Raw genomic sequence first — 17,760 nt, forward strand, 5'->3', positions numbered from 1 at the left:
GGTGGGGCGGGGTGTACGGGGCCGGGCGGGCCCGGCGTTCAGGTGGTCGGGGTGGTCTGCTGTCCCGGCGGCCCGGTGAGTTCGCCGAGGACGTCGACGGCGAGGCGGCGGACGAGGTCCACCTTGAAGGCGTTGTCGCGCAGGGGCTGCGCCTCGGCCAGTTCGGCGATCAGGGCGTGCTGGAAGGCGGCGGGCGTGGCGGGGGCGCCGAGCAGTTCGGCCTCGGCCCTGCGGGCGCGCCACGGGCGGTGGGCGACGCCGCCGAACGCGAGCGTGGCCCGCTCGACGCGGTCGCCTTCCACCTGGATGGTGGCGGCGACGGAGACCAGGGCGAAGGCGTAGCTGGCGCGGTCGCGGGCCTTGCGGTAGCGGGAGACCGTGCCGGGGGCCGGCGGCGGGAGCACCACCTCGGTGATCAGCTCGCCGGGCCGGATGACGGTGTCCTGGTCGGGGTTCTCGCCCGGCAGCCGGTGGAACTCGGTGACGGGGACGGTCCGTTCCCCCTCGGGCCCCAGCAGCACCACGGTGGCCTCCAGCGCGGCGAGGGCCACGGCCATGTCGGAGGGGTTGGTGGCCACGCACTCCGCCGAGTGCCCGAGGATCGCGAGGTCGCGGTGGTGGCCCTCGCGGGCGGGGCAGCCGGAGCCGGGCAGCCGTTTGTTGCAGGGCTTGGAGACGTCCTGGAAGTAGGTGCAGCGGGTGCGCTGGAGGAGGTTGCCGCCGGTGGTGGCGGCGTTGCGGAGCTGTCCCGAGGCTCCGGCCAGCAGCGCCTGGGCGAGCACGGGGTGGTCGCGGCGTACGTCGGGGTGGGCGGCGAGGTCGCTGTTGCGGACCGTGGCGCCGATCCGCAGGCCGCCGTCCGGGGTGCGGTCCACCCGGTCCAGCGGCAGTTCGGTGACGTCGATGAGGAGGCCGGGCTCCTCCACCCCGAGCTTCATGAGGTCGACCAGGTTGGTCCCGCCGCCCAGAAACCGGGCCCCGGGGCCCGCCGCGCAGAGCCGTACGGCCTCGGTGGTGGTGGTGGGTCGCTGATAGCCGAACGGTTTCACGGGGTCACGTCCTCGATGGCTTCGACGATCCGGGGGTAGGCCCCGCACCGGCACAGGTTGCCGCTCATCCGCTCGCGGATCTCGTCCGCGCCGAGCGGGGCGGGGTCCGCGGTCAGGGCGTCCGGCTCGGTGGCGTGGGACGGGTGTCCGTCGGCCGCCTCCGCCAGCATGCCGACGGCCGAGCAGATCTGCCCGGGGGTGCAGTAGCCGCACTGCAGGGCGTCGCGTTCCACGAACGCCTCCTGCACGGGGTGCAGGGTGTCACCGTCGGCGAGCCCTTCCACCGTGGTGATCGCCGCGCCGTCCTGGGCGACGGCGAGCAGCAGGCAGCTGTTGGTGCGGCGCCCGTCCACCAGGACCGTGCAGGCCCCGCACTGGCCGTGGTCGCAGCCCTTCTTCGCACCGGTCAGTCCGAGCCGCTCCCGCAACAGGTCCAGGACCGTGGTGCGGTGGTCGACCGTCAGCGCGGTCTCCTCCCCGTTGATGTGCAGGGTCACGGCGGAACGTTCGACGGTGACCGGTCCCGGTGCGGTGACCGTTTCCAGCGCGAGGGAATCCATTCTCGAACACCTTTCACTACGGGCCCCTGTCGACCCTGTTCACAGCCTCTTCGACGTGCGCGGTCCCCGTCAGGGGTGAGGCGGGCGTCAGCGGTTGTCCAGGCGCAGCCTGACCTCCTGCTCCTGGTCCCCCGCGGCGGTGCCGACGACGCGGACGGCGAACGCGCCGGTGAGGTGGGTGCGCAGCCGGTCGACGGCCCAGTAGCCGCCCTGGGCGTCCACCGTGACCGGGGCGGTCAGCGTCACGGGTTCGGCGGGGGCCTTGGGCTCGGACACGTCGACGGTGGTGACCCAGACGGTCGGGCGGGGACCGCTCGTCGGCTCGGGTTCGTCACCCGCCGCGCGGTCGGAGTCGAAGGCGCTGCCGAGCACGCCGAACACGCTCCGCGCGTCGGCCAGGTCGCACCGGCTCAGCGACACCAGCACCTCCTGCCCGGCCGTGGATCCGTCGCCGCTTCCTTCGGGGGTGCTGTTCACGGGGTTCCTTCCGTCGGGTGCCGGCCTTCGGGTCCACTCCAGGCTGACCCCGCATCGGGCCGACGGCGACACGGGAAGGGCCGAAGAGGGCTACAGCTCGCGCAGAGCGGGCAGGAGGGTCTTCTCCGCCCATGCGATGAAGGACTGCTGGTGCTCCCCGCCGACCTGGACCAGAGCGATCTCGGTGAATCCCGCCTCGCTGTAGGCGCGCACCGCGTCGACGAACGCGTCGACGTCCTGTCCGCACGGGATCGCCGACGCGATGTCCTCCTCGCGGACGAGTTCGGTGGCCTGGGCGAAGCTCGCCGGTCCGGGGAGTTCGGAGTTGACCTTCCAGCCGCCGACCGACCAGCGGAACTGTTCGTGGGCGCGGGTGATCGCGGCGTCCCGGTCGGGGTCGTAGCAGATCGGCAACTGGCCCACCCGGGGCTTCCCGCTGCCTCCGTTCCGGTCGAAGGCGTCCAGCAGTTCGCTCTTGGGCTCGGTGGCGATCACCAGGTCGGCGCCGCGTCCGGCGAGGGCGCAGGAGACCGGGCCGGAGACGGCGACGCCGATGGGCACCCGGGTCTCGGGCAGGTCCCACAGCCTCGCGTTCTCCACGTCGAAGTGGGTGCCGTGGTGGCTGACGTCGCCGCCGTCGAAGAGGGCTCCGATGATCTCCACGGCCTCTTCGAGCATCTCCAGCCGTACGTGGGCGGCGGGCCAGCCGGCACCGACGACGTGTTCGTTGAGGTTCTCGCCGGAGCCCAGGCCCAGCCGGAACCGGCCCTCGGCGAGGATCTGCACGGTGGCGGCCTTCTGGGCGACGACGGCGGGGTGGTAACGGGTGGTCGGGCAGGTCACGTACGTCATGAGGCCGATGCGCTCGGTGGCCTGCGCCGCCGCGCCGAGCACCGCCCACGCGTACGGGGAGTGGCCCTGTTCCCGGAGCCAGGGGAAGTAGTGGTCGGAGGTGACGGAGAAGTCGAATCCCGCCTTCTCCGCGGCGACCACGTCCCGTACGAGCTCTCGCGGTCCGGTCTGTTCGGTCATCATCGTGTAGCCGATTCGCACCATGCGAAACGCTTTTCCCCTGAGATACTCATAAAACATGAATTGGTGTGATCAGCCGACTGACACCCTTCCTCCGGGGTATGCGGCAACCATGGACGTATCGAACGGAGCCACGCAGTCACTGGCCGCCCCACTCGCCGACGGGACGGGCGCGCTGGGGGCCATCGTCTTTCCCATCGCCGCGCTCGCCGTGGTGGGTCTGCTGATCGGCGGTTTCCTGCTGGGCAAGCGCAAGAAGGACACCGAGCTGCCGCCGCCGACCCCCGGGGAGCAGCCCCGGAAGCCGGAGGGCCGCACCCACATCGAGGAGCGCGACCCGCACGCCTCCGACAGCTTCCCCGACGACGGCAGCGCCCTCAATCCGTACCAGCTCGACGACCACGGCAACGAGCCGCTGCCGCCCCACCCGGACGACCCGCGCACCGACACGGATCCCCCGCGCACCTGACCGTCCCCGCCGGGGGCGGGTCCGCCGGCCCCCTGGCCACCGGAGGTAGCGATGAGCGGGTCGGCCGCCGACCGACGCACACGCGTCACGGTCCTGGTCGCGCTGGCGGCCAATCTCGTGATCGCGGCCGCCAAGACCGTCGGCGGGCTGATCTCCGGCTCGCCCGCTCTGCTGTCCGAGGCGGCCCACTCGGTCGCCGACAGCCTCAACGAGATCTTCCTGCTCGCCGCCCTCCGGCGCAGCCGCCTCCCCGCCGATGCCCGTCACCCGTTCGGCTACGGCAAGGAGCGCTTCTTCTGGGCGCTCCTCGCGGCGGTCGGCATCTTCGTGATGGGCGGCTGCTTCTCGTTCTACCAGGGCCTCTCCGCCCTGCGCGGGGGCGACCACGAATCCCGCAGCGGGTATGTCGCCGGTCTGGTCGTGCTCGGCGTCGCCCTCCTCGCGGAGAGCACCTCGCTGGCGCGGGCCCTGTACCAGGCGCGGGGCGAGAAGGGCAGGGCCCTCGATCCGGCGCTGCGGACCGTCCTCGCGGAGGACGGCACGGCGGTGGTCGGCGTCAGCCTGGCGATCGTCGGCATGTCGCTGCACCTGGCCACCGGCAGCGTGGTCTGGGAGGCGGCGGCCTCCCTGGGCATCGGAATGCTCCTGGTCTACGTGGCCTTCCGGCTCGGCCGGGACGCCCGGGACCAGCTGATCGGGGAGTCCGTCGATCCGGAGCTGCGGCGCGAACTGGTGGGCTTCCTCATGAGCCAGAACGAGATCGACCACGTGGCCGAACTCCTCACCATGCGCCTGGGTATGGACTCCGTCCTGGTGGCGGCCCGCATCGACCTGGCTCCCGGCATCGACAGCGAGCGGGTGGAGGAGGTCTCCATGCGCATCAGGAAGGCCATGTGCGACCGGTGGCCGCAGGCGGACCAGGTCTTCCTGGACATCACGAACGCCCCGCCGGGCACCGGCCCGTGAGCGCGGCCCGCGTTGCGGCGGCGCACGGGTCGGCCGAGGGTGGGTCGTGGACCGCGGCGGCCTCCTCCCGCGCCGCACACCCGTGAGAAGGCAGTGACCATGACCGGAAGCGATTCCCGTACGGCCCCGGCGGCGCCCCTGACCGGCCCTGCCGCGCCGTGCTGGGTCACCCTGATGACCCGGGACCTTCAGGCCGCCCAGCGGTTCTACGCCGATGTCCTGGGCTGGTCGTTCCGCCCGGGGAAGCTCGGCGCGGAGTTCTCCGTCGCCCGCCGCGGTGACATCCCGGTCGCGGGCATCGTCGCCGTCTCGTCCGCGTACCGGGTCGCGGTGGCCTGGACGCCGTACTTCGCGGTGGCGGACGCCGATGTGGCCGCCGCCCGGATCCGGGAGCGCAGCGGAACGGTGGCGGTGGGGCCGCTGGCGCTCGGCAAGGGGCGGGGCGTACTGGCGTCGGACCGGGACGGCGCCGCGTTCGGCCTCTGGGAGCGCGTCGAGCCGGCCACCTCGCCGCCGGCCCCCGACGGCCACGCGCACGCCTGGCTGCGGCTGCGGACCCGCGACGCCTTCGACGCGGCGATCTTCTACGGCGAGGTACTCGACTGGGCGAGCGGACGTCCCGGCTGCTGTGACGTGGCGTACGAGGGTGACGAGGTCATCGTGCGGTGCGCGGAGCGGCCGCTGGCCCGGATCAGCTCCGGAGCGGTGGAGGCCGCCGTCGATCCGCTGGTGCGCCCGCACTGGCAGGTGCAGTTCCCGGTGGAGGACGTGCCCGTGACGGTGGCGGCGGCCCAGCGGCAGGGCGGCTCGCTGGTCGAGGAGCGGTCCCTCCTGGGCGGCAGGGAGGCCACCCTGCGGGATCCCGACGGCGCGCTGTTCACGGTGACCGGCCTGCGCGGCCCGGTGGGCCCGGGGAGCTGAGCCCTCAGTCCTTCGGGCCGGCGGGCGGGTCCTCGGCGGGCGCCTCGTCCATGCGCGGTCCGCTACGGCCACGGGCCAGCGCCCAGAGGGGGAAGACGAACCAGCAGACCAGGAACCACAGCGCCATCCCGCCGACCAGCCAGAGAGCGAACGTGTTCTGGAGAGCGACCCGCAGGATCAGCAGCAGGGTCGAGCACATCGTGCAGAACAGCAGCACGAGCCCGATGACCGTCATGCGTGAGGCCCAGTCGACCGTCTGCGGCTTCAACCGCCGCCCGGTGAGCAGCCGGTGGTAGGAGACGGGGCCGATGAGCGCGGCCGCGGTCGTGGCGCCGAGGACGACCGTGACCACGTAGATGTTGCGGTCCGCGTCCGAGAGTTCGGCGAACCTCGGCTGGAACACCACGGCGAGGAGAAAGCCGAAGAGGATCTGCACCCCGGTCTGGGCGACGCGCAGTTCCTGGAGGAGGTCGGACCACCGCCGGTCCGCCCGCTCCTCCTGGGTCTCCTCGCGGCCTCTGCCCTTACTCGTTGACACGGGCGTTCCCCTAGTCTCGACGCGGCCGGGAGCACCAATACACCCGTTCGATCCGGGTGTACGGGTTCCCCCGCCCGGCTGGCTCAATCCCGCCGGGGGCCCGCACGGTCCACTCGACCGCGCCGCACCGCTCGTCTAAAATCTCGGGCACGGCATCGCGCGTCGGTCACCGTCCGGGTGAGACGTGGAGGTGGCCCGTGAGATGCCCGTTGGAGGCATTCCACCGTGTCGGTCGAGTTGAACCACACCATCATTCATTCCCGCGACAACCGCGAGTCCGCCGAGTTCCTGGCGGATCTGCTGGGCCTGGAAATCGGAACGGAATGGGGCCCGTTCATCCCCGTCGTCCTCGCGAACGACATCACGCTGGACTTCGCGACGACCCCCGAGGCGTCGATCACCCCGCAGCACTACGCCTTCCTCGTCTCGGAGGCGGAGTTCGATGCCGCGTTCGCCAGGATCCAGGAGCTGGGGATCGCTTACTACGCCGATCCGCACATGAAGCTCCCGCGCGAGATCAACCACCACGACGGCGGCCGGGGCGTCTACTTCCCCGATCCGAGCGGTCACGGCATGGAGCTCATCACCCGCCCCTACGGCGGCTGATCCCGGGCGTTCAGCGCCCGACGGGGAGCAGGAACCCGGGGCGGTCCCACATGACCGCCGGCGGGTGGGCGCGGACGGTGCCGGCCGGTTCGGCGCCCACGCTGCGGTAGAAGCCCTCGGCGGGCGGGTGCGCCACGATCCGGACACCGGTGAGGCCCGCCCGCCGGGCCTCCTCGCGCAGATGGCCGATGAGCAGCCGCCCGATGCCGAGCCCCTGCGCCTCGTCGGCGACGAACATCAGGTCGAGTTCGGGCGGCTGGAGGACCAGGGCGTAGAAGCCGAGGACCCGGTCGTCACCCCGGTCGGCGGCGACGAAGACCCGGTGCGCCTCGATGTAGTCCGGCCCGACGCGGTAGTCGGCGACCATCGGGGCGTACGGGCCCTCGTAGGCCCGTGACGTCCGGACCAGCCGGGTGAGCCGGCGGGCGTCGCGGGCCGTGGCCCGGCGGATCAGAAGGTCCGGGCGGAGCGGGCCGCGCCCGGAGCGCGTAACGCCTGATCTCATGCGTCAAGTATTACGTACGTCGGTGCACGCCCGGCGGCCAGGGCACATGCACGGTACACGGAGCGCTCCCCGGGGCCACCGCGCATGAACGGCCGTTCGGGGGTACACGGACCCCTGCACGTCGCCCGGCGGTTGCTCCGCCGGGCCCGGACCGAAAGGGGTTGACCACTGTGCGACAACGAAGCTGCGTACCGGCCGATGAGCGGTGGGGGCGGTAGCCGTGACAACAGTGATCATCATCGTCGCCGTGGCCCTCGTGGCCGCCGCCGCCGTCTACTTCTTCCTGGTCCGCGGCGGTTCCGCCGGCGGGGGCCGGGGACTGCGCGGCCGGTTCGGCCCCGAGTACGACCGCGTGGTCGCCCGCCACGACGGCGACACCAAGGCGGCCGAGCACGAGCTCGGCGAGCGGGTGAAGCTCCACGGGGACCTGGAGAAGCGGCCGCTGACCGAAGCGGCCCGCGCGGACTACACCGCACGCTGGGCCCGCACCCAGGAGCAGTTCGTCGAGTCACCGCGGCTGGCGATCGACGAGGCCGACGCGCTGCTGGCCGATCTCTCCCGCGACCGTGGCTTCCCGGCCGGTGAGAGCTTCGAGGACCGCACCGACGCGCTCTCGGTCCACCACGCCCGCCACGTCGACGGCTACCGCAGGGTGCACACCGCGCGGAACGAGGGCACCGGCACCGAGGAGATGCGTGAGGCGTTCGTCGAGGCCCGCGGCCTCTTCGACGCCCTCCTCGAGGACGGCCCGGCTCCGCGCGACCACGGCAACCGACAGCTCACCAAGGGACGGGGCACATCATGACGCAGACTCCGAACAGCACCGGCAACACCGGCTCCACGCCGAACAGGGCCACACCGTCGACCGGGGCCGAGCGCGTCCCGCCCGTGGCGCCTCCCGGCAACGCGCTCGGCGCACCCGTACCGCCGACGGCCGCCAAGCCCTCCGATCCCCCGCCGGCGGCGGCCGGCCCCGACGGCGCGTCCGTCCCGGCGGCCGACGGGGCACGCACCGACTCCGCCCGTAGGGACGGGGACCGGGACAACGGCCGGACGACGGCCCCTGCCGGTGACGCGACGCTCCAGCCCGACGCCACGGGCACGGCCCGGGACAGCGGCCGCCCGCTGTTCGCCCCCGAGGAGCGGGAGAAGTTCGACGCCCGCATCCACCAGGCGGTGGCCGGTTTCGTGGAGAACCCGGGCCAGGCGGTACGGGAGGCCGACGCGACCTTCGACGAGGTCGTCGCCGGGCTCACAGAAGCCCTGGCCGACCGGTCACGGCTGCTGCGCGCCGACCGCGACGGCGAGCGGTCCGAGGCGCGGACGGAGGATCTGCGGATCGCCCTTCAGCACTACCGCGAGCTGACGGAACGCCTCGTACGCCTCTGAGCGGTGATCGCACCGTGGCCGCCCGCGAGGGGCGGTCCGGCCGGTACTCCCCGGCCGGACCGCCCCTCGCGGCGTGCGGCCCCGGCGCTCACTCCCCGTGGCTCTCCCCCTGGTGGGTGGCGGGCTCATGGGTGGTGGGCCCGTCAGTGGGCTCCAGGTCCGGCCCCGCCACCCTGCCCACACCGAAGGCGATGGCGAAGACGGCGGTGACCGCGGCGGCGAAGGCCGCGATCCTCAGTCCGGTGTTCATGACGGTCTCCCAGCGGACGGTGGCGGTTCGCGACACCGCCAACATACCCCCTAGGGGTACCGATGTCACACGAGCGGGCCCGCCCCGTGCGGAGCGAGGCGGCCGGTCCGCTGCTCAGCCGGCGATCACCAGCCCCTCCCGCAGCCGCTCCAGCGCGGGTTCCGGGATGCGCAGCCCCGTGCGTACGTACCCGTCGAGACCGCCCCACCGCTCGTCCATCGCGTCGAGCGCCACGCCGAGGTAGCGGGGGCGGACCTCGACGATCGCCGTCGCGACGGCCGGATCGCCGCCGCCGTCCAGGAACTTCTGGACGTACGGCGCGAAGGCGGCCCGTACGGCCGGGTTCACCGCGAGGAAGTCCGATCGCACGGTCTCCCGGGAGGCCCCCAGGATCATCAGCAGGACGGCCGCCGCCCAGCCGGTACGGTCCTTGCCGGCCGTGCAGTGGAAGAGCACCGGCCGCGCGGCGGGGTCCGCGACGGTCTCCAGGAAGGCCCGGTAGGCGGCCGCCGCGCCGGGCGAGAGGACCATCTTGCGGTAGGTCTCGGCGAACAGCTCCTCGGCCCGGCCGCCGCCCAGCGCGCGTTCCGCCCCGGCCGGATCGGCCAGCAGCGCCTTGAGCCGGGCGGGCGCCACGCCGGGGTGGTCGCCGAGGACGTCGGCGACGAAGAGCCGCGCGCGGTCCGGGAGCCGGTCCGGGGACCACTGCCGTTCGTCGGCGGTGCGCAGATCGACGACCGTACGGATGCCGAGCGCGGCCACCGCCCGGTCGCGGTCCGGTGCCAGCTCGCTCAGCTGCCCCGAGCGGAACAGGATCCCCTGCCGCACCCGACGGTCACGGCCCAGGCGGATGCCTCCCAGGTCGCGCAGATTGACTACGGTCGCGGACGGAACGGTCCGGGCGGTCTCCACGATGAACTGCCTCTTTCCCTGATGAGAACGCCTGGGGCCCCATCGGCCCAACGACCCACCGGCCCACCGGCCGGAACTCAGTCCGCGAGCAGATTCACCTTCTGCTGCGCGAACTCGGCTTCCGTGAGCACGTCCCGCCGCCACAGCTCGGCGAGCCGCTCCAGCCGGGTGATGATGTCGTACCCCTCCCCCGCGTCGTCCGCGTCCGCCCCGGCACCGAGGCGCTCGTGGCCGACGAACGCGCCGCCCGCCTCCCGGAAGGCGCGGGCGAGCTGCGAGGTCCACAGGTCCTCCCGGACGACCAGGGCGACCGCCTCGCCCTGCGGCACGCTCCGCTCCAGCACCTCGATGTCCTCGGCGTCCAGCGCGACGGCCGCCCCGCCCTCCGCCGTATCGCGGGGAACCGCCCCCTGCGGGTCGAGCTCCCCCAGCTCCACCGGGGTCAGCGGTCCCCCTTCGGCGCGGCGGACGAAGGCCAGGTCACCGGTGCGTACGGCGCCGGAGGCCACGGCGTCGGCGAGGACGGGCACGACGGCCCCGGTGAAGCCGCTGCCGGGGAAGGCGATGACGAGGTGTTCCACAGGTCCGACGGCCACGGTCGCGTCCTCTCCGCATCCCGGTGACCGCGAGGGCTCCGGGGTGGATACGGGCATTCCAGGGATTGCACAAGAAACCGGAAAACTTCGCACATAATATGCATCAACCGTGGAATTCACCCCGTTGTCGACCATGGCCGTGTTGCGTCCGCCCCGACCCGGCCCGCTGTCGCGGAAAAGGTCGTGCCGGTAACGCGACGGTAGGTAAAGGATCAAGTGCGGACCGGAGAGGGCAAGGTCACAGCACGTGCCCCTGCTGCTCATTCCACGTGCTGGCCTAGCATCTGAGCATGACGGTCCAGCCTGCTGACGGGCTCTCTCCGGCCGCCGTGTTCCCCGACCCCTCCCATGACCAGTGGCAGAGCCTCGTCGAAGGCGTTCTGCGCAAGTCGGGCAAGGAAGTCTCGGGCTCGGCCGCCGAGGAAGCGCTGTCCACCACAGTGGAGGACGGGCTCACCACCCGGCCTCTCTACACCGCGCACGACACCTCGCCGGACACCGGTTTCCCCGGCTTCGCGCCCTTCACCCGGGGCAGCAGGGCCGAAGGGAACGCGGCGGGCGGCTGGGACGTGCGCCAACGCCACACCCTGAGCGACCCCGCCCGGCTGAACGAGGCGGTCCTCGGCGACCTGGAGAACGGGGTCACCTCGCTCTGGCTCACCGTGGGCGGTCCGGCCGGCGTCCCCGTGGACTGTCTGGCCCGCGCGCTGGACGGCGTCTACCTGGACCTGGCGCCCGTCGTCCTGGACGCCCCGGCCGACCTGGACGCCGCCGCCGGCGCGCTGGTGCGGCTGTACGAGGAGCGCGGCGTCGCCAGGAGCGAGGCGCGCGGCACCCTGGGCGCCGACCCGCTGGGCCATGAGGCCCGGACCGGTACGGAGGCGGACCTCACCGCCGCCGTCCACTGGGCGCGGGTCTGCGGCGAGGAGTACCCGGGGCTGCGGGCCATCGCCGTGGACGCGCTGCCGTACCACGAGGCCGGCGGTTCGGCCGCCGAGGAGCTGGGGCTCTCCCTGGCGACCGGCGTCGCCTATCTGCGGGCGCTGACGGGGGTCGGGCTCGGGGTGGAAGCGGCCTGCGCCCAGCTGGAGTTCCGGTACGCGGCCACCGCCGACCAGTTCCTGACGATCGCGAAGCTGCGGGCGGCGCGCCGGCTGTGGGCGCGGGTCGCCGAGGTGTCGGGGGCGCCCGGGGCGGGAGGACAGCGCCAGCACGCCGTGACGTCACCGGTGATGATGACGCGCCGCGACCCGTGGGTGAACATGCTGCGCACCACCCTGGCCACGCTCGGCGCGGGGGTCGGCGGCGCCGACTCGGTCACCGTCCTGCCGTTCGACCACGCGCTGGGGCTGCCCGACGCGTTCGCCCGGCGGATCGCCCGTAACACCTCCACGATCCTGATGGAGGAGTCGCATCTGGCCCGGGTCATCGACCCGGCGGGCGGCTCCTGGTACGTGGAGCGGCTCACCGACGAACTCGCCGCGGCGGCCTGGGCGTTCTTCCAGGAGACCGAGCGGGCGGGCGGGCTGCCCGCCGCCCTGCGCTCGGGGATGGTCGCGGAGCGGCTGGCCGCCACCTGGGCGGCGCGCGGCGCGCGGCTGGCCCGCCGCAAGGAGCCGGTGACCGGGGTCAGCGAGTTCCCGATGCCCGCCGAGCGGCCGGTGGAGCGCGAGCCGGCGCCCGATCCGTACGCCGGTGCTCCGGGCGGTCTGCCCCGGGTCCGGCGCGACGAGGCGTTCGAGGCGCTGCGGGCCCGGTCGGACGCGCACCTCGCGGCGACGGGCCGGCGGCCCAAGGTGTTCATCGCCGCGCTGGGACCGGCCGCCGCGCACACCGCGCGGGTCTCGTTCGCCGCCAACCTCTTCGGGGCGGGCGGGATCGAGGCGGTCCACGAGCCGGTGTCGGTGGACGCGGCCACGGCCGCCGGGGCCTTCACCGCCTCGGGTGCGAGCGTCGCCTGTCTCTGTTCGTCGGACGCCCTGTACGCCGAGCAGGCGGCGGAGGTGGCCGAGGCGCTGAAGTCGGCGGGCGCGGCGCAGGTGTTCCTCGCGGGGCGCCCCGGCGAGTACGCCGGTGTCGACTCCTACGTCTTCGCGGGCTGCGACACGGTCGCCGTTCTCACCTCCGTACTCGACCGCATGGGAGTGGCGTGATGCAGACATCGCCCACGGAACGGACGTCCTCCGTTCCCGACTTCTCCGAGATCGCGCTGGAGTCCACCGCTCCCCCGGCCGGCTCCGCCGAGGAGTGGCAGGCGGCCGTGGCCAAGGCTGCCGACGGGGCCGAGGCCCCGCTGTGGGAGACCCCCGAGGGCATCACGGTCAAGCCGCTCTACACCGGGGACGACCTGGAGGGCCTGGACGCGCTGAACTCGTACCCGGGCATCGCCCCGTATCTGCGCGGGCCCTACCCGACGATGTACGTCAACCAGCCCTGGACGATCCGTCAGTACGCCGGGTTCTCCACCGCCGAGGAGTCCAACGCCTTCTACCGGCGCAACCTCGCGGCCGGGCAGAAGGGGCTCTCGGTCGCCTTCGACCTGCCGACCCACCGGGGGTACGACAGCGACCACCCCCGGGTGACCGGCGATGTCGGGATGGCCGGGGTGGCGATCGACTCCATCTACGACATGCGGCAGCTGTTCGACGGAATTCCGCTGGACCGGATGTCGGTGTCGATGACGATGAACGGCGCGGTGCTCCCCGTGCTGGCGCTGTACATCGTGGCCGCCGAGGAGCAGGGCGTACCGCCCGAGAAGCTGGCCGGGACCATTCAGAACGACATTCTGAAGGAGTTCATGGTCCGCAACACCTACATCTATCCGCCGACGCCCTCGATGCGGATCATCTCCGACATCTTCGCGTTCACCTCGCAGAAGATGCCGCGCTACAACTCGATCTCGATCTCCGGGTATCACATCCAGGAGGCCGGGGCGACGGCCGATCTGGAGCTGGCGTACACGCTGGCCGACGGGGTGGAGTATCTGCGCGCCGGACAGGAAGCCGGCCTGGACGTCGACGCGTTCGCGCCCCGGCTCTCCTTCTTCTGGGCGATCGGGATGAACTTCTTCATGGAGGTCGCCAAGTTGCGGGCGGCCCGGCTGCTCTGGGCGCGCCTGGTCGAGCAGTTCGACCCGAAGAACCCCAAGTCGCTCTCCCTGCGCACCCATTCGCAGACCTCGGGCTGGTCGCTGACGGCGCAGGACGTGTTCAACAACGTGACGCGTACGTGTGTGGAGGCGATGGCCGCGACGCAGGGGCACACCCAGTCGCTGCACACCAACGCGCTGGACGAGGCGCTGGCCCTGCCCACCGACTTCTCGGCGCGGATCGCCCGTAACACGCAGCTCCTCCTCCAGCAGGAGTCCGGTACCTGCCGGGTCATCGACCCGTGGGGCGGCAGCGCGTACGTGGAGAAGCTGACCCGCGATCTGGCGGACCGGGCCTGGCAGCACATCGAGGAGGTGGAGGCAGCCGGCGGGATGGCGAAGGCCATCGACGCGGGCATCCCCAAGCTGCGGGTGGAGGAGGCCGCCGCCCGTACGCAGGCGCGGATCGACTCCGGGCGGCAGCCGGTGATCGGGGTGAACAAGTACCGGGTGGAGACCGACGAGAAGATCGACGTGCTCAAGGTCGACAACTCCTCGGTGCGCACCCAGCAGATCGAGAAGCTGCGCCGGCTGCGCGAGGAGCGCGACGAGGTGGCGTGCCAGGAGGCGCTGCGGGCGCTGACGGCCGCCGCCGAGCGCGCCCCGGGCCCCGGTCTCGAGGGCAACCTGCTGGCGCTGGCGGTCGACGCGGCGCGGGCGATGGCCACGGTCGGGGAGATCTCGGACGCGCTGGAGAAGGTGTACGGGCGGCACGCCGGGCAGATCCGTACGATCTCCGGTGTGTACCGCAAAGAGGCAGGGGATTCCCCTTCGGTGGACCGCACCCGCGCGCTGGTCGACGCGTTCGAGGAGGCGGAGGGGCGCCGTCCGCGCATCCTGGTCGCCAAGATGGGCCAGGACGGCCACGACCGGGGCCAGAAGGTGATCGCCACGGCCTTCGCCGACCTGGGTTTCGACGTGGACGTCGGCCCGCTGTTCCAGACGCCGGGCGAGGTCGCGCGGCAGGCGGTGGAGGCGGACGTGCACATCGTGGGCGTCTCCTCGCTGGCGGCCGGGCACCTGACCCTGGTGCCGGCGCTGCGCGAGGAGCTGGCCGCCGAGGGCCGGGAGGACATCATGATCGTGGTGGGCGGGGTGATCCCGCCGCAGGACATCGAGGCCCTGCACGAGGCGGGCGCCGCCTCGGTCTTCCCGCCGGGGACGGTGATCCCGGACGCGGCCCACGACCTGGTGACGCGGCTCGGCGCCGTGCTCGGCCACGAGCTGTGAGCCGCTGACCGGATGGCTGCCAAGATCGACATCGACAGTTACGTCCAGGGAGTGCTCGACGGCAGGCGGGCGTTCGTGGCGCGCGCCATCACGCTCGTCGAGTCGACGCGGGCCGAACACCGGGTGCTGGCGCAGCAGTTGCTGAGCGAGCTGCTGCCGCACGCGGGGGCGGCCCGGCGGATCGGGATCAGCGGGGTGCCGGGGGTGGGCAAGTCCACCTTCATCGACGCGCTCGGCACGATGCTCACCGGACTCGGGCACCGGGTGGCGGTGCTCGCCGTCGACCCGTCCTCCAGCCGTACGGGCGGTTCCATCCTGGGCGACAAGACCCGGATGGAGCGGCTCGCGGTGGACCCGGCCGCCTTCGTCCGCCCCTCCCCCACGGCGGGCACGCTGGGCGGGGTGGCGAAGGCGACCCGGGAGTCCATCGTGGTGATGGAGGCGGCGGGTTACGACGTGGTGCTCGTGGAGACGGTGGGGGTCGGGCAGTCGGAGACGGCGGTCGCCAACATGGTCGACACGTTCCTGCTGCTGACCCTGGCGCGTACCGGCGACCAGTTGCAGGGCATCAAGAAGGGCGTCCTGGAGCTGGCGGACGCCATCGCGGTGAACAAGGCCGACGGCCCGCACGAGCGCGACGCCCGCTCGGCGGCGCGTGAACTGGCGGGCGCGCTGCGGCTGATGCACCCGGTGGACGCGGCCTGGACGCCTCCGGTGCTCACGTGCAGCGCCCGGGAGTCGACGGGGCTGGACGCGCTGTGGGAGCGGCTGGAGCAGCACCGTACGGTCCTGGAGTCCACCGGCCGGCTGGCGGCCAAGCGCCGCGACCAGCAGGTGGACTGGACCTGGACCATGGTCCGCGACGAGCTGCTGGACAGTCTGCGCAGCCACCCGGAGGTGCGGAAGCTGGCACCGGATCTCGAACAGCGGGTGCGCGCGGGGACGTTGACGGCGACGCTGGCCGCCGAGGAGATCCTGAAGGTGTTCCGGGGGGACGAGCCGGGAGCCCCCGCCTGAGGCGCCTGCGGCGGACCGCGTGAACAGACCGATGGGCCCCTGGACAGAGGGGCCCATCGGCGTTCCGGGCGGGGCCGCCGCCGGGCAGGGCCTCAGGCGGCCACCGGGGGCGCGCTCACGGTCGGTACGACGACGGGGGCGCCGTCGGAGGTCGCGGTGAGGATCTCGGCCTCGATGCCGTACAACTCCCGTACCAGATCGGCGTCGACGATCTCGCGCGGCGGTCCGGAGGCGACGATCCGCCCGGCGCGCATGGCGACCAGGGTGTCGGCATAGCGGGCGGCCCCGGCCAGGTCGTGGACGACCATGACGATGGTCCGGCCCTGGGCCGCGACCTCGCGCACCAGGTCCAGCACCTCTACGGCGTGGCCGATGTCGAGGGCGCTGGTGGGCTCGTCGAGCAGGACGATCGGGGTCTCCTGGGCCAGGGCCATGGCGAGCCAGCACCGCTGGCGCTGGCCGCCGGAGAGCTGGTCGAGACGGCGGTCGGCCAGACCGGTGGTGCCGGTGGCCTCCAGGGCGCGGGTGACCGCCTCCTCGTCCTCGTGGGACCACTGGCGGAACAGCCCCTGGTGCGGGTGGCGTCCGTACCGTACGAGTCCGGCGACGGTCACCGCCTCGGGGGCCTGCGGGGCCTGGGGCAGCAGGGCGATGCGGTGGGCGGCGTCGCGCTGGCGCAGCTGCCAGACATCGGCCCCGCCGGCGAACACGTGGCCCGAGCGCGGCTGGTGGAGGCGGGCCACCGAGCGCAGGAGGGTCGACTTCCCGCAGCCGTTGGGGCCGACGATCGCCACGACCTGTCCGGAGCCGACGGTCAGATCGACACGGTCCACGGCGGTGTGACCGGCATATCCAGCAGTGAGCTGTTCAACACGGATGTCCACGAGGACCGGCCTTTCCGAAGAAATGGGGCATCACCTTGCCTGACACCACTAAAGTAAGGCTAACCTTAGCTCGCCGAACGGTCAGAGGTGGCCCCCGTGCCGCCGTAAGACCCTCGTCGCTTCATGTCCCGTTGATTCCGGAGCCCTTGATGAACCTGCACCGCCGCCCCGTCCGCACCGCCTCCCGAAGAGCGGCGCGAGCCGTCGCCACACTGGGGGCCGCGGCCCTCCTCCTGACGGCCTGCGGAACGGACTCCGACTCCGGCAGCAAGACCGGCGACAAGCCCGCCAAGGCGGACTCCTCCTCGTCCTCGACGCGGACCGTCAAGGACGCCACCGGCGCGGCCGTGGAGATACCCGCCGAGCCCAAGCGCATCGTGACGCTCACCCAGGAGGACCTGGACGCGGTGCTCGCGCTGGACATCAAGCCGGTCGGCATCACCAACGGGCAGGGCCTGGACAAGCCTCCGGCCTACCTGGCGGACAAGGTCGAGGGCATCACCGTCGTCGGCAACCTGCTCCAGCCGGTGATGGACAAGGTCGTCGCCGCCAAGCCCGACCTGATCCTCGCCGGGGACATGCAGGACGAGCAGGTGCTCAAGCAGCTCCGCGAGATCACCCCGGCCACACTGGTCACGATGGCGCCGACCGACGACTGGAAGCTCTTCTTCCGTGGGGTCGGCAACGCCGTCAACAAGCTGGACGCGGCGAACAAGTTCATCACCGACCACGAGGCGGCCGCCAAGGCCGCCGGGGAGAAGCTCGGGGCCAACAAGGGCGCCGAGGTCTCCATCGTCCGCTGGAACCCGGACGGGCCGAGCTGGATGGAGAACAAGCAGTTCGCCAGTGGCGTCGCGCTGGAGATGGGGCTGAAGCGGCCCACGTCCCAGAACAAGGACGGCAACGCGCACACGCCGTCGCTCAGCCTGGAGAAGATCAACGAGATCGACGGAGACTGGCTGTTCCTGTCGACCCTGACCTCGGACGGCGCCAAGGCGCTCAAGGACGTCCAGGACAAGCCGGCCTACAAGGAGCTGGGCGCCGTCAAGAACAAGCACGTCGTGACGGTCGACGGCTCGGTGTGGTCCACCCGCGGCGGGCCGCTGGCGGCCGACGTCGTGATGGAGGACTACGTGAAGGCGCTCTCCGCCGAGTCCAAAGCCTCCAAGGCTTCAAAAACAGCGCGATAGTTAACGTCACTGGCCCTTTTC

The 17,760-nt window shown here is 72.5% G+C and carries 20 protein-coding genes; 10 read left to right on the forward strand and 10 right to left on the reverse strand.

Annotated elements, in window-relative coordinates:
* Nucleotides 1–38: 38 nt before the first annotated feature.
* The 4 genes from AB0917_RS21935 to AB0917_RS21950 all read right to left on the reverse strand — a co-directional run bounded on the left by AB0917_RS21935 (nt 39) and on the right by AB0917_RS21950 (nt 3,142).
* The gene (locus tag AB0917_RS21935) at nt 39–1,049 is read right to left on the reverse strand and encodes a xanthine dehydrogenase family protein subunit M (protein ID WP_366821297.1); all 1,011 of its coding nucleotides are present in this window, start codon (nt 1,047–1,049) and stop codon (nt 39–41) included.
* Nucleotides 1,046–1,609, reverse strand: coding sequence for a 2Fe-2S iron-sulfur cluster-binding protein (locus AB0917_RS21940; RefSeq protein WP_366821298.1), 564 nt, complete (start codon nt 1,607–1,609; stop codon nt 1,046–1,048). The genes AB0917_RS21935 and AB0917_RS21940 overlap by 4 nt, the downstream gene beginning before the upstream one ends.
* Nucleotides 1,610–1,696: 87 nt before the next feature.
* Complete coding sequence (locus tag AB0917_RS21945) at nt 1,697–2,086, reverse strand: hypothetical protein (protein ID WP_366821299.1); 390 nt, start codon at nt 2,084–2,086, stop codon at nt 1,697–1,699.
* Between the two features lie 90 nt (nt 2,087–2,176).
* Complete coding sequence (locus AB0917_RS21950; protein WP_366821300.1) at nt 2,177–3,142, reverse strand: LLM class F420-dependent oxidoreductase; 966 nt, start codon at nt 3,140–3,142, stop codon at nt 2,177–2,179.
* Nucleotides 3,143–3,230: 88 nt separating this feature from the next.
* Here AB0917_RS21950 and AB0917_RS21955 point away from each other — a divergent pair, with 88 nt between their 5' ends.
* The 3 genes from AB0917_RS21955 to AB0917_RS21965 all read left to right on the forward strand — a co-directional run bounded on the left by AB0917_RS21955 (nt 3,231) and on the right by AB0917_RS21965 (nt 5,474).
* On the forward strand, nt 3,231–3,587 hold the full coding sequence (locus AB0917_RS21955; protein ID WP_366821301.1) for a DUF6479 family protein: 357 nt from the start codon (nt 3,231–3,233) through the stop codon (nt 3,585–3,587).
* A gap of 51 nt (nt 3,588–3,638) precedes the next feature.
* The gene (locus AB0917_RS21960; protein WP_366821302.1) at nt 3,639–4,553 is read left to right on the forward strand and encodes a cation diffusion facilitator family transporter; all 915 of its coding nucleotides are present in this window, start codon (nt 3,639–3,641) and stop codon (nt 4,551–4,553) included.
* A 99-nt stretch (nt 4,554–4,652) separates the two neighbouring features.
* The gene (locus AB0917_RS21965; RefSeq protein WP_366821303.1) at nt 4,653–5,474 is read left to right on the forward strand and encodes a VOC family protein; all 822 of its coding nucleotides are present in this window, start codon (nt 4,653–4,655) and stop codon (nt 5,472–5,474) included.
* A 4-nt stretch (nt 5,475–5,478) separates the two neighbouring features.
* Here AB0917_RS21965 and AB0917_RS21970 read toward each other — a convergent pair whose 3' ends face one another.
* Nucleotides 5,479–6,012 carry a DUF6328 family protein gene (locus AB0917_RS21970; protein WP_366821304.1) on the reverse strand — a complete coding sequence of 178 codons (534 nt, stop codon included), beginning with the start codon at nt 6,010–6,012 and terminating at the stop codon, nt 5,479–5,481.
* 225 nt (nt 6,013–6,237) lie between these two features.
* On the opposite strand from AB0917_RS21970, the gene AB0917_RS21975 reads away from it, so the two are divergent.
* Nucleotides 6,238–6,618 carry a VOC family protein gene (locus AB0917_RS21975; protein ID WP_366821305.1) on the forward strand — a complete coding sequence of 127 codons (381 nt, stop codon included), beginning with the start codon at nt 6,238–6,240 and terminating at the stop codon, nt 6,616–6,618.
* A 10-nt stretch (nt 6,619–6,628) separates the two neighbouring features.
* Here the strand turns inward: AB0917_RS21975 and AB0917_RS21980 are convergent, their stop codons facing one another.
* The gene (locus AB0917_RS21980; RefSeq protein WP_366821307.1) at nt 6,629–7,123 is read right to left on the reverse strand and encodes a GNAT family N-acetyltransferase; all 495 of its coding nucleotides are present in this window, start codon (nt 7,121–7,123) and stop codon (nt 6,629–6,631) included.
* Between the two features lie 220 nt (nt 7,124–7,343).
* On the opposite strand from AB0917_RS21980, the gene AB0917_RS21985 reads away from it, so the two are divergent.
* Entirely contained in the window at nt 7,344–7,928 is a 585-nt protein-coding gene (locus AB0917_RS21985; RefSeq protein WP_366821308.1) for a hypothetical protein, read from the forward strand.
* Nucleotides 7,925–8,512: a hypothetical protein gene (locus AB0917_RS21990; RefSeq protein ID WP_366821309.1), complete on the forward strand. Its 588-nt coding sequence runs from the start codon at nt 7,925–7,927 to the stop codon at nt 8,510–8,512. Before AB0917_RS21985 ends, AB0917_RS21990 begins: the two co-directional genes overlap by 4 nt.
* A gap of 88 nt (nt 8,513–8,600) precedes the next feature.
* On the opposite strand, the gene AB0917_RS21995 is transcribed toward AB0917_RS21990, so the two are convergent.
* The 3 genes from AB0917_RS21995 to AB0917_RS22005 form a co-directional block, all read right to left on the reverse strand.
* Entirely contained in the window at nt 8,601–8,762 is a 162-nt protein-coding gene (locus tag AB0917_RS21995) for a hypothetical protein (RefSeq protein ID WP_366821310.1), read from the reverse strand.
* 114 nt (nt 8,763–8,876) lie between these two features.
* A complete protein-coding gene (locus AB0917_RS22000; RefSeq protein ID WP_366821312.1) occupies nt 8,877–9,674 on the reverse strand; it encodes a tyrosine-protein phosphatase in 798 nt (265 codons plus the stop codon).
* A gap of 77 nt (nt 9,675–9,751) precedes the next feature.
* On the reverse strand, nt 9,752–10,270 hold the full coding sequence (locus AB0917_RS22005) for a DUF6325 family protein (protein WP_366821313.1): 519 nt from the start codon (nt 10,268–10,270) through the stop codon (nt 9,752–9,754).
* Nucleotides 10,271–10,560: 290 nt separating this feature from the next.
* On the opposite strand from AB0917_RS22005, the gene AB0917_RS22010 reads away from it, so the two are divergent.
* From AB0917_RS22010 to meaB, 3 genes are read left to right on the forward strand one after another with little or no spacing between them, the layout of a single operon-like run.
* On the forward strand, nt 10,561–12,423 hold the full coding sequence (locus AB0917_RS22010; RefSeq protein WP_366821314.1) for a methylmalonyl-CoA mutase family protein: 1,863 nt from the start codon (nt 10,561–10,563) through the stop codon (nt 12,421–12,423).
* Nucleotides 12,423–14,648 (forward strand): methylmalonyl-CoA mutase, encoded by a 2,226-nt coding sequence (gene scpA, locus AB0917_RS22015; protein WP_366821315.1) that lies wholly within the window; start codon nt 12,423–12,425, stop codon nt 14,646–14,648. Before AB0917_RS22010 ends, scpA begins: the two co-directional genes overlap by 1 nt.
* Before the next feature lie 12 nt (nt 14,649–14,660).
* On the forward strand, nt 14,661–15,665 hold the full coding sequence (gene meaB, locus AB0917_RS22020) for a methylmalonyl Co-A mutase-associated GTPase MeaB (protein ID WP_366821316.1): 1,005 nt from the start codon (nt 14,661–14,663) through the stop codon (nt 15,663–15,665).
* A gap of 92 nt (nt 15,666–15,757) precedes the next feature.
* Here meaB and AB0917_RS22025 read toward each other — a convergent pair whose 3' ends face one another.
* Complete coding sequence (locus tag AB0917_RS22025; protein ID WP_366821317.1) at nt 15,758–16,549, reverse strand: ABC transporter ATP-binding protein; 792 nt, start codon at nt 16,547–16,549, stop codon at nt 15,758–15,760.
* A 149-nt stretch (nt 16,550–16,698) separates the two neighbouring features.
* Here AB0917_RS22025 and AB0917_RS22030 point away from each other — a divergent pair, with 149 nt between their 5' ends.
* A complete protein-coding gene (locus AB0917_RS22030) occupies nt 16,699–17,739 on the forward strand; it encodes an iron-siderophore ABC transporter substrate-binding protein (RefSeq protein ID WP_366821318.1) in 1,041 nt (346 codons plus the stop codon).
* Nucleotides 17,740–17,760: the final 21 nt, after the last annotated feature.

Origin of the sequence: Streptomyces sp. NPDC007346, from assembly GCF_040703535.1 — a bacterium.
Classification (GTDB): domain Bacteria; phylum Actinomycetota; class Actinomycetes; order Streptomycetales; family Streptomycetaceae; genus Streptomyces.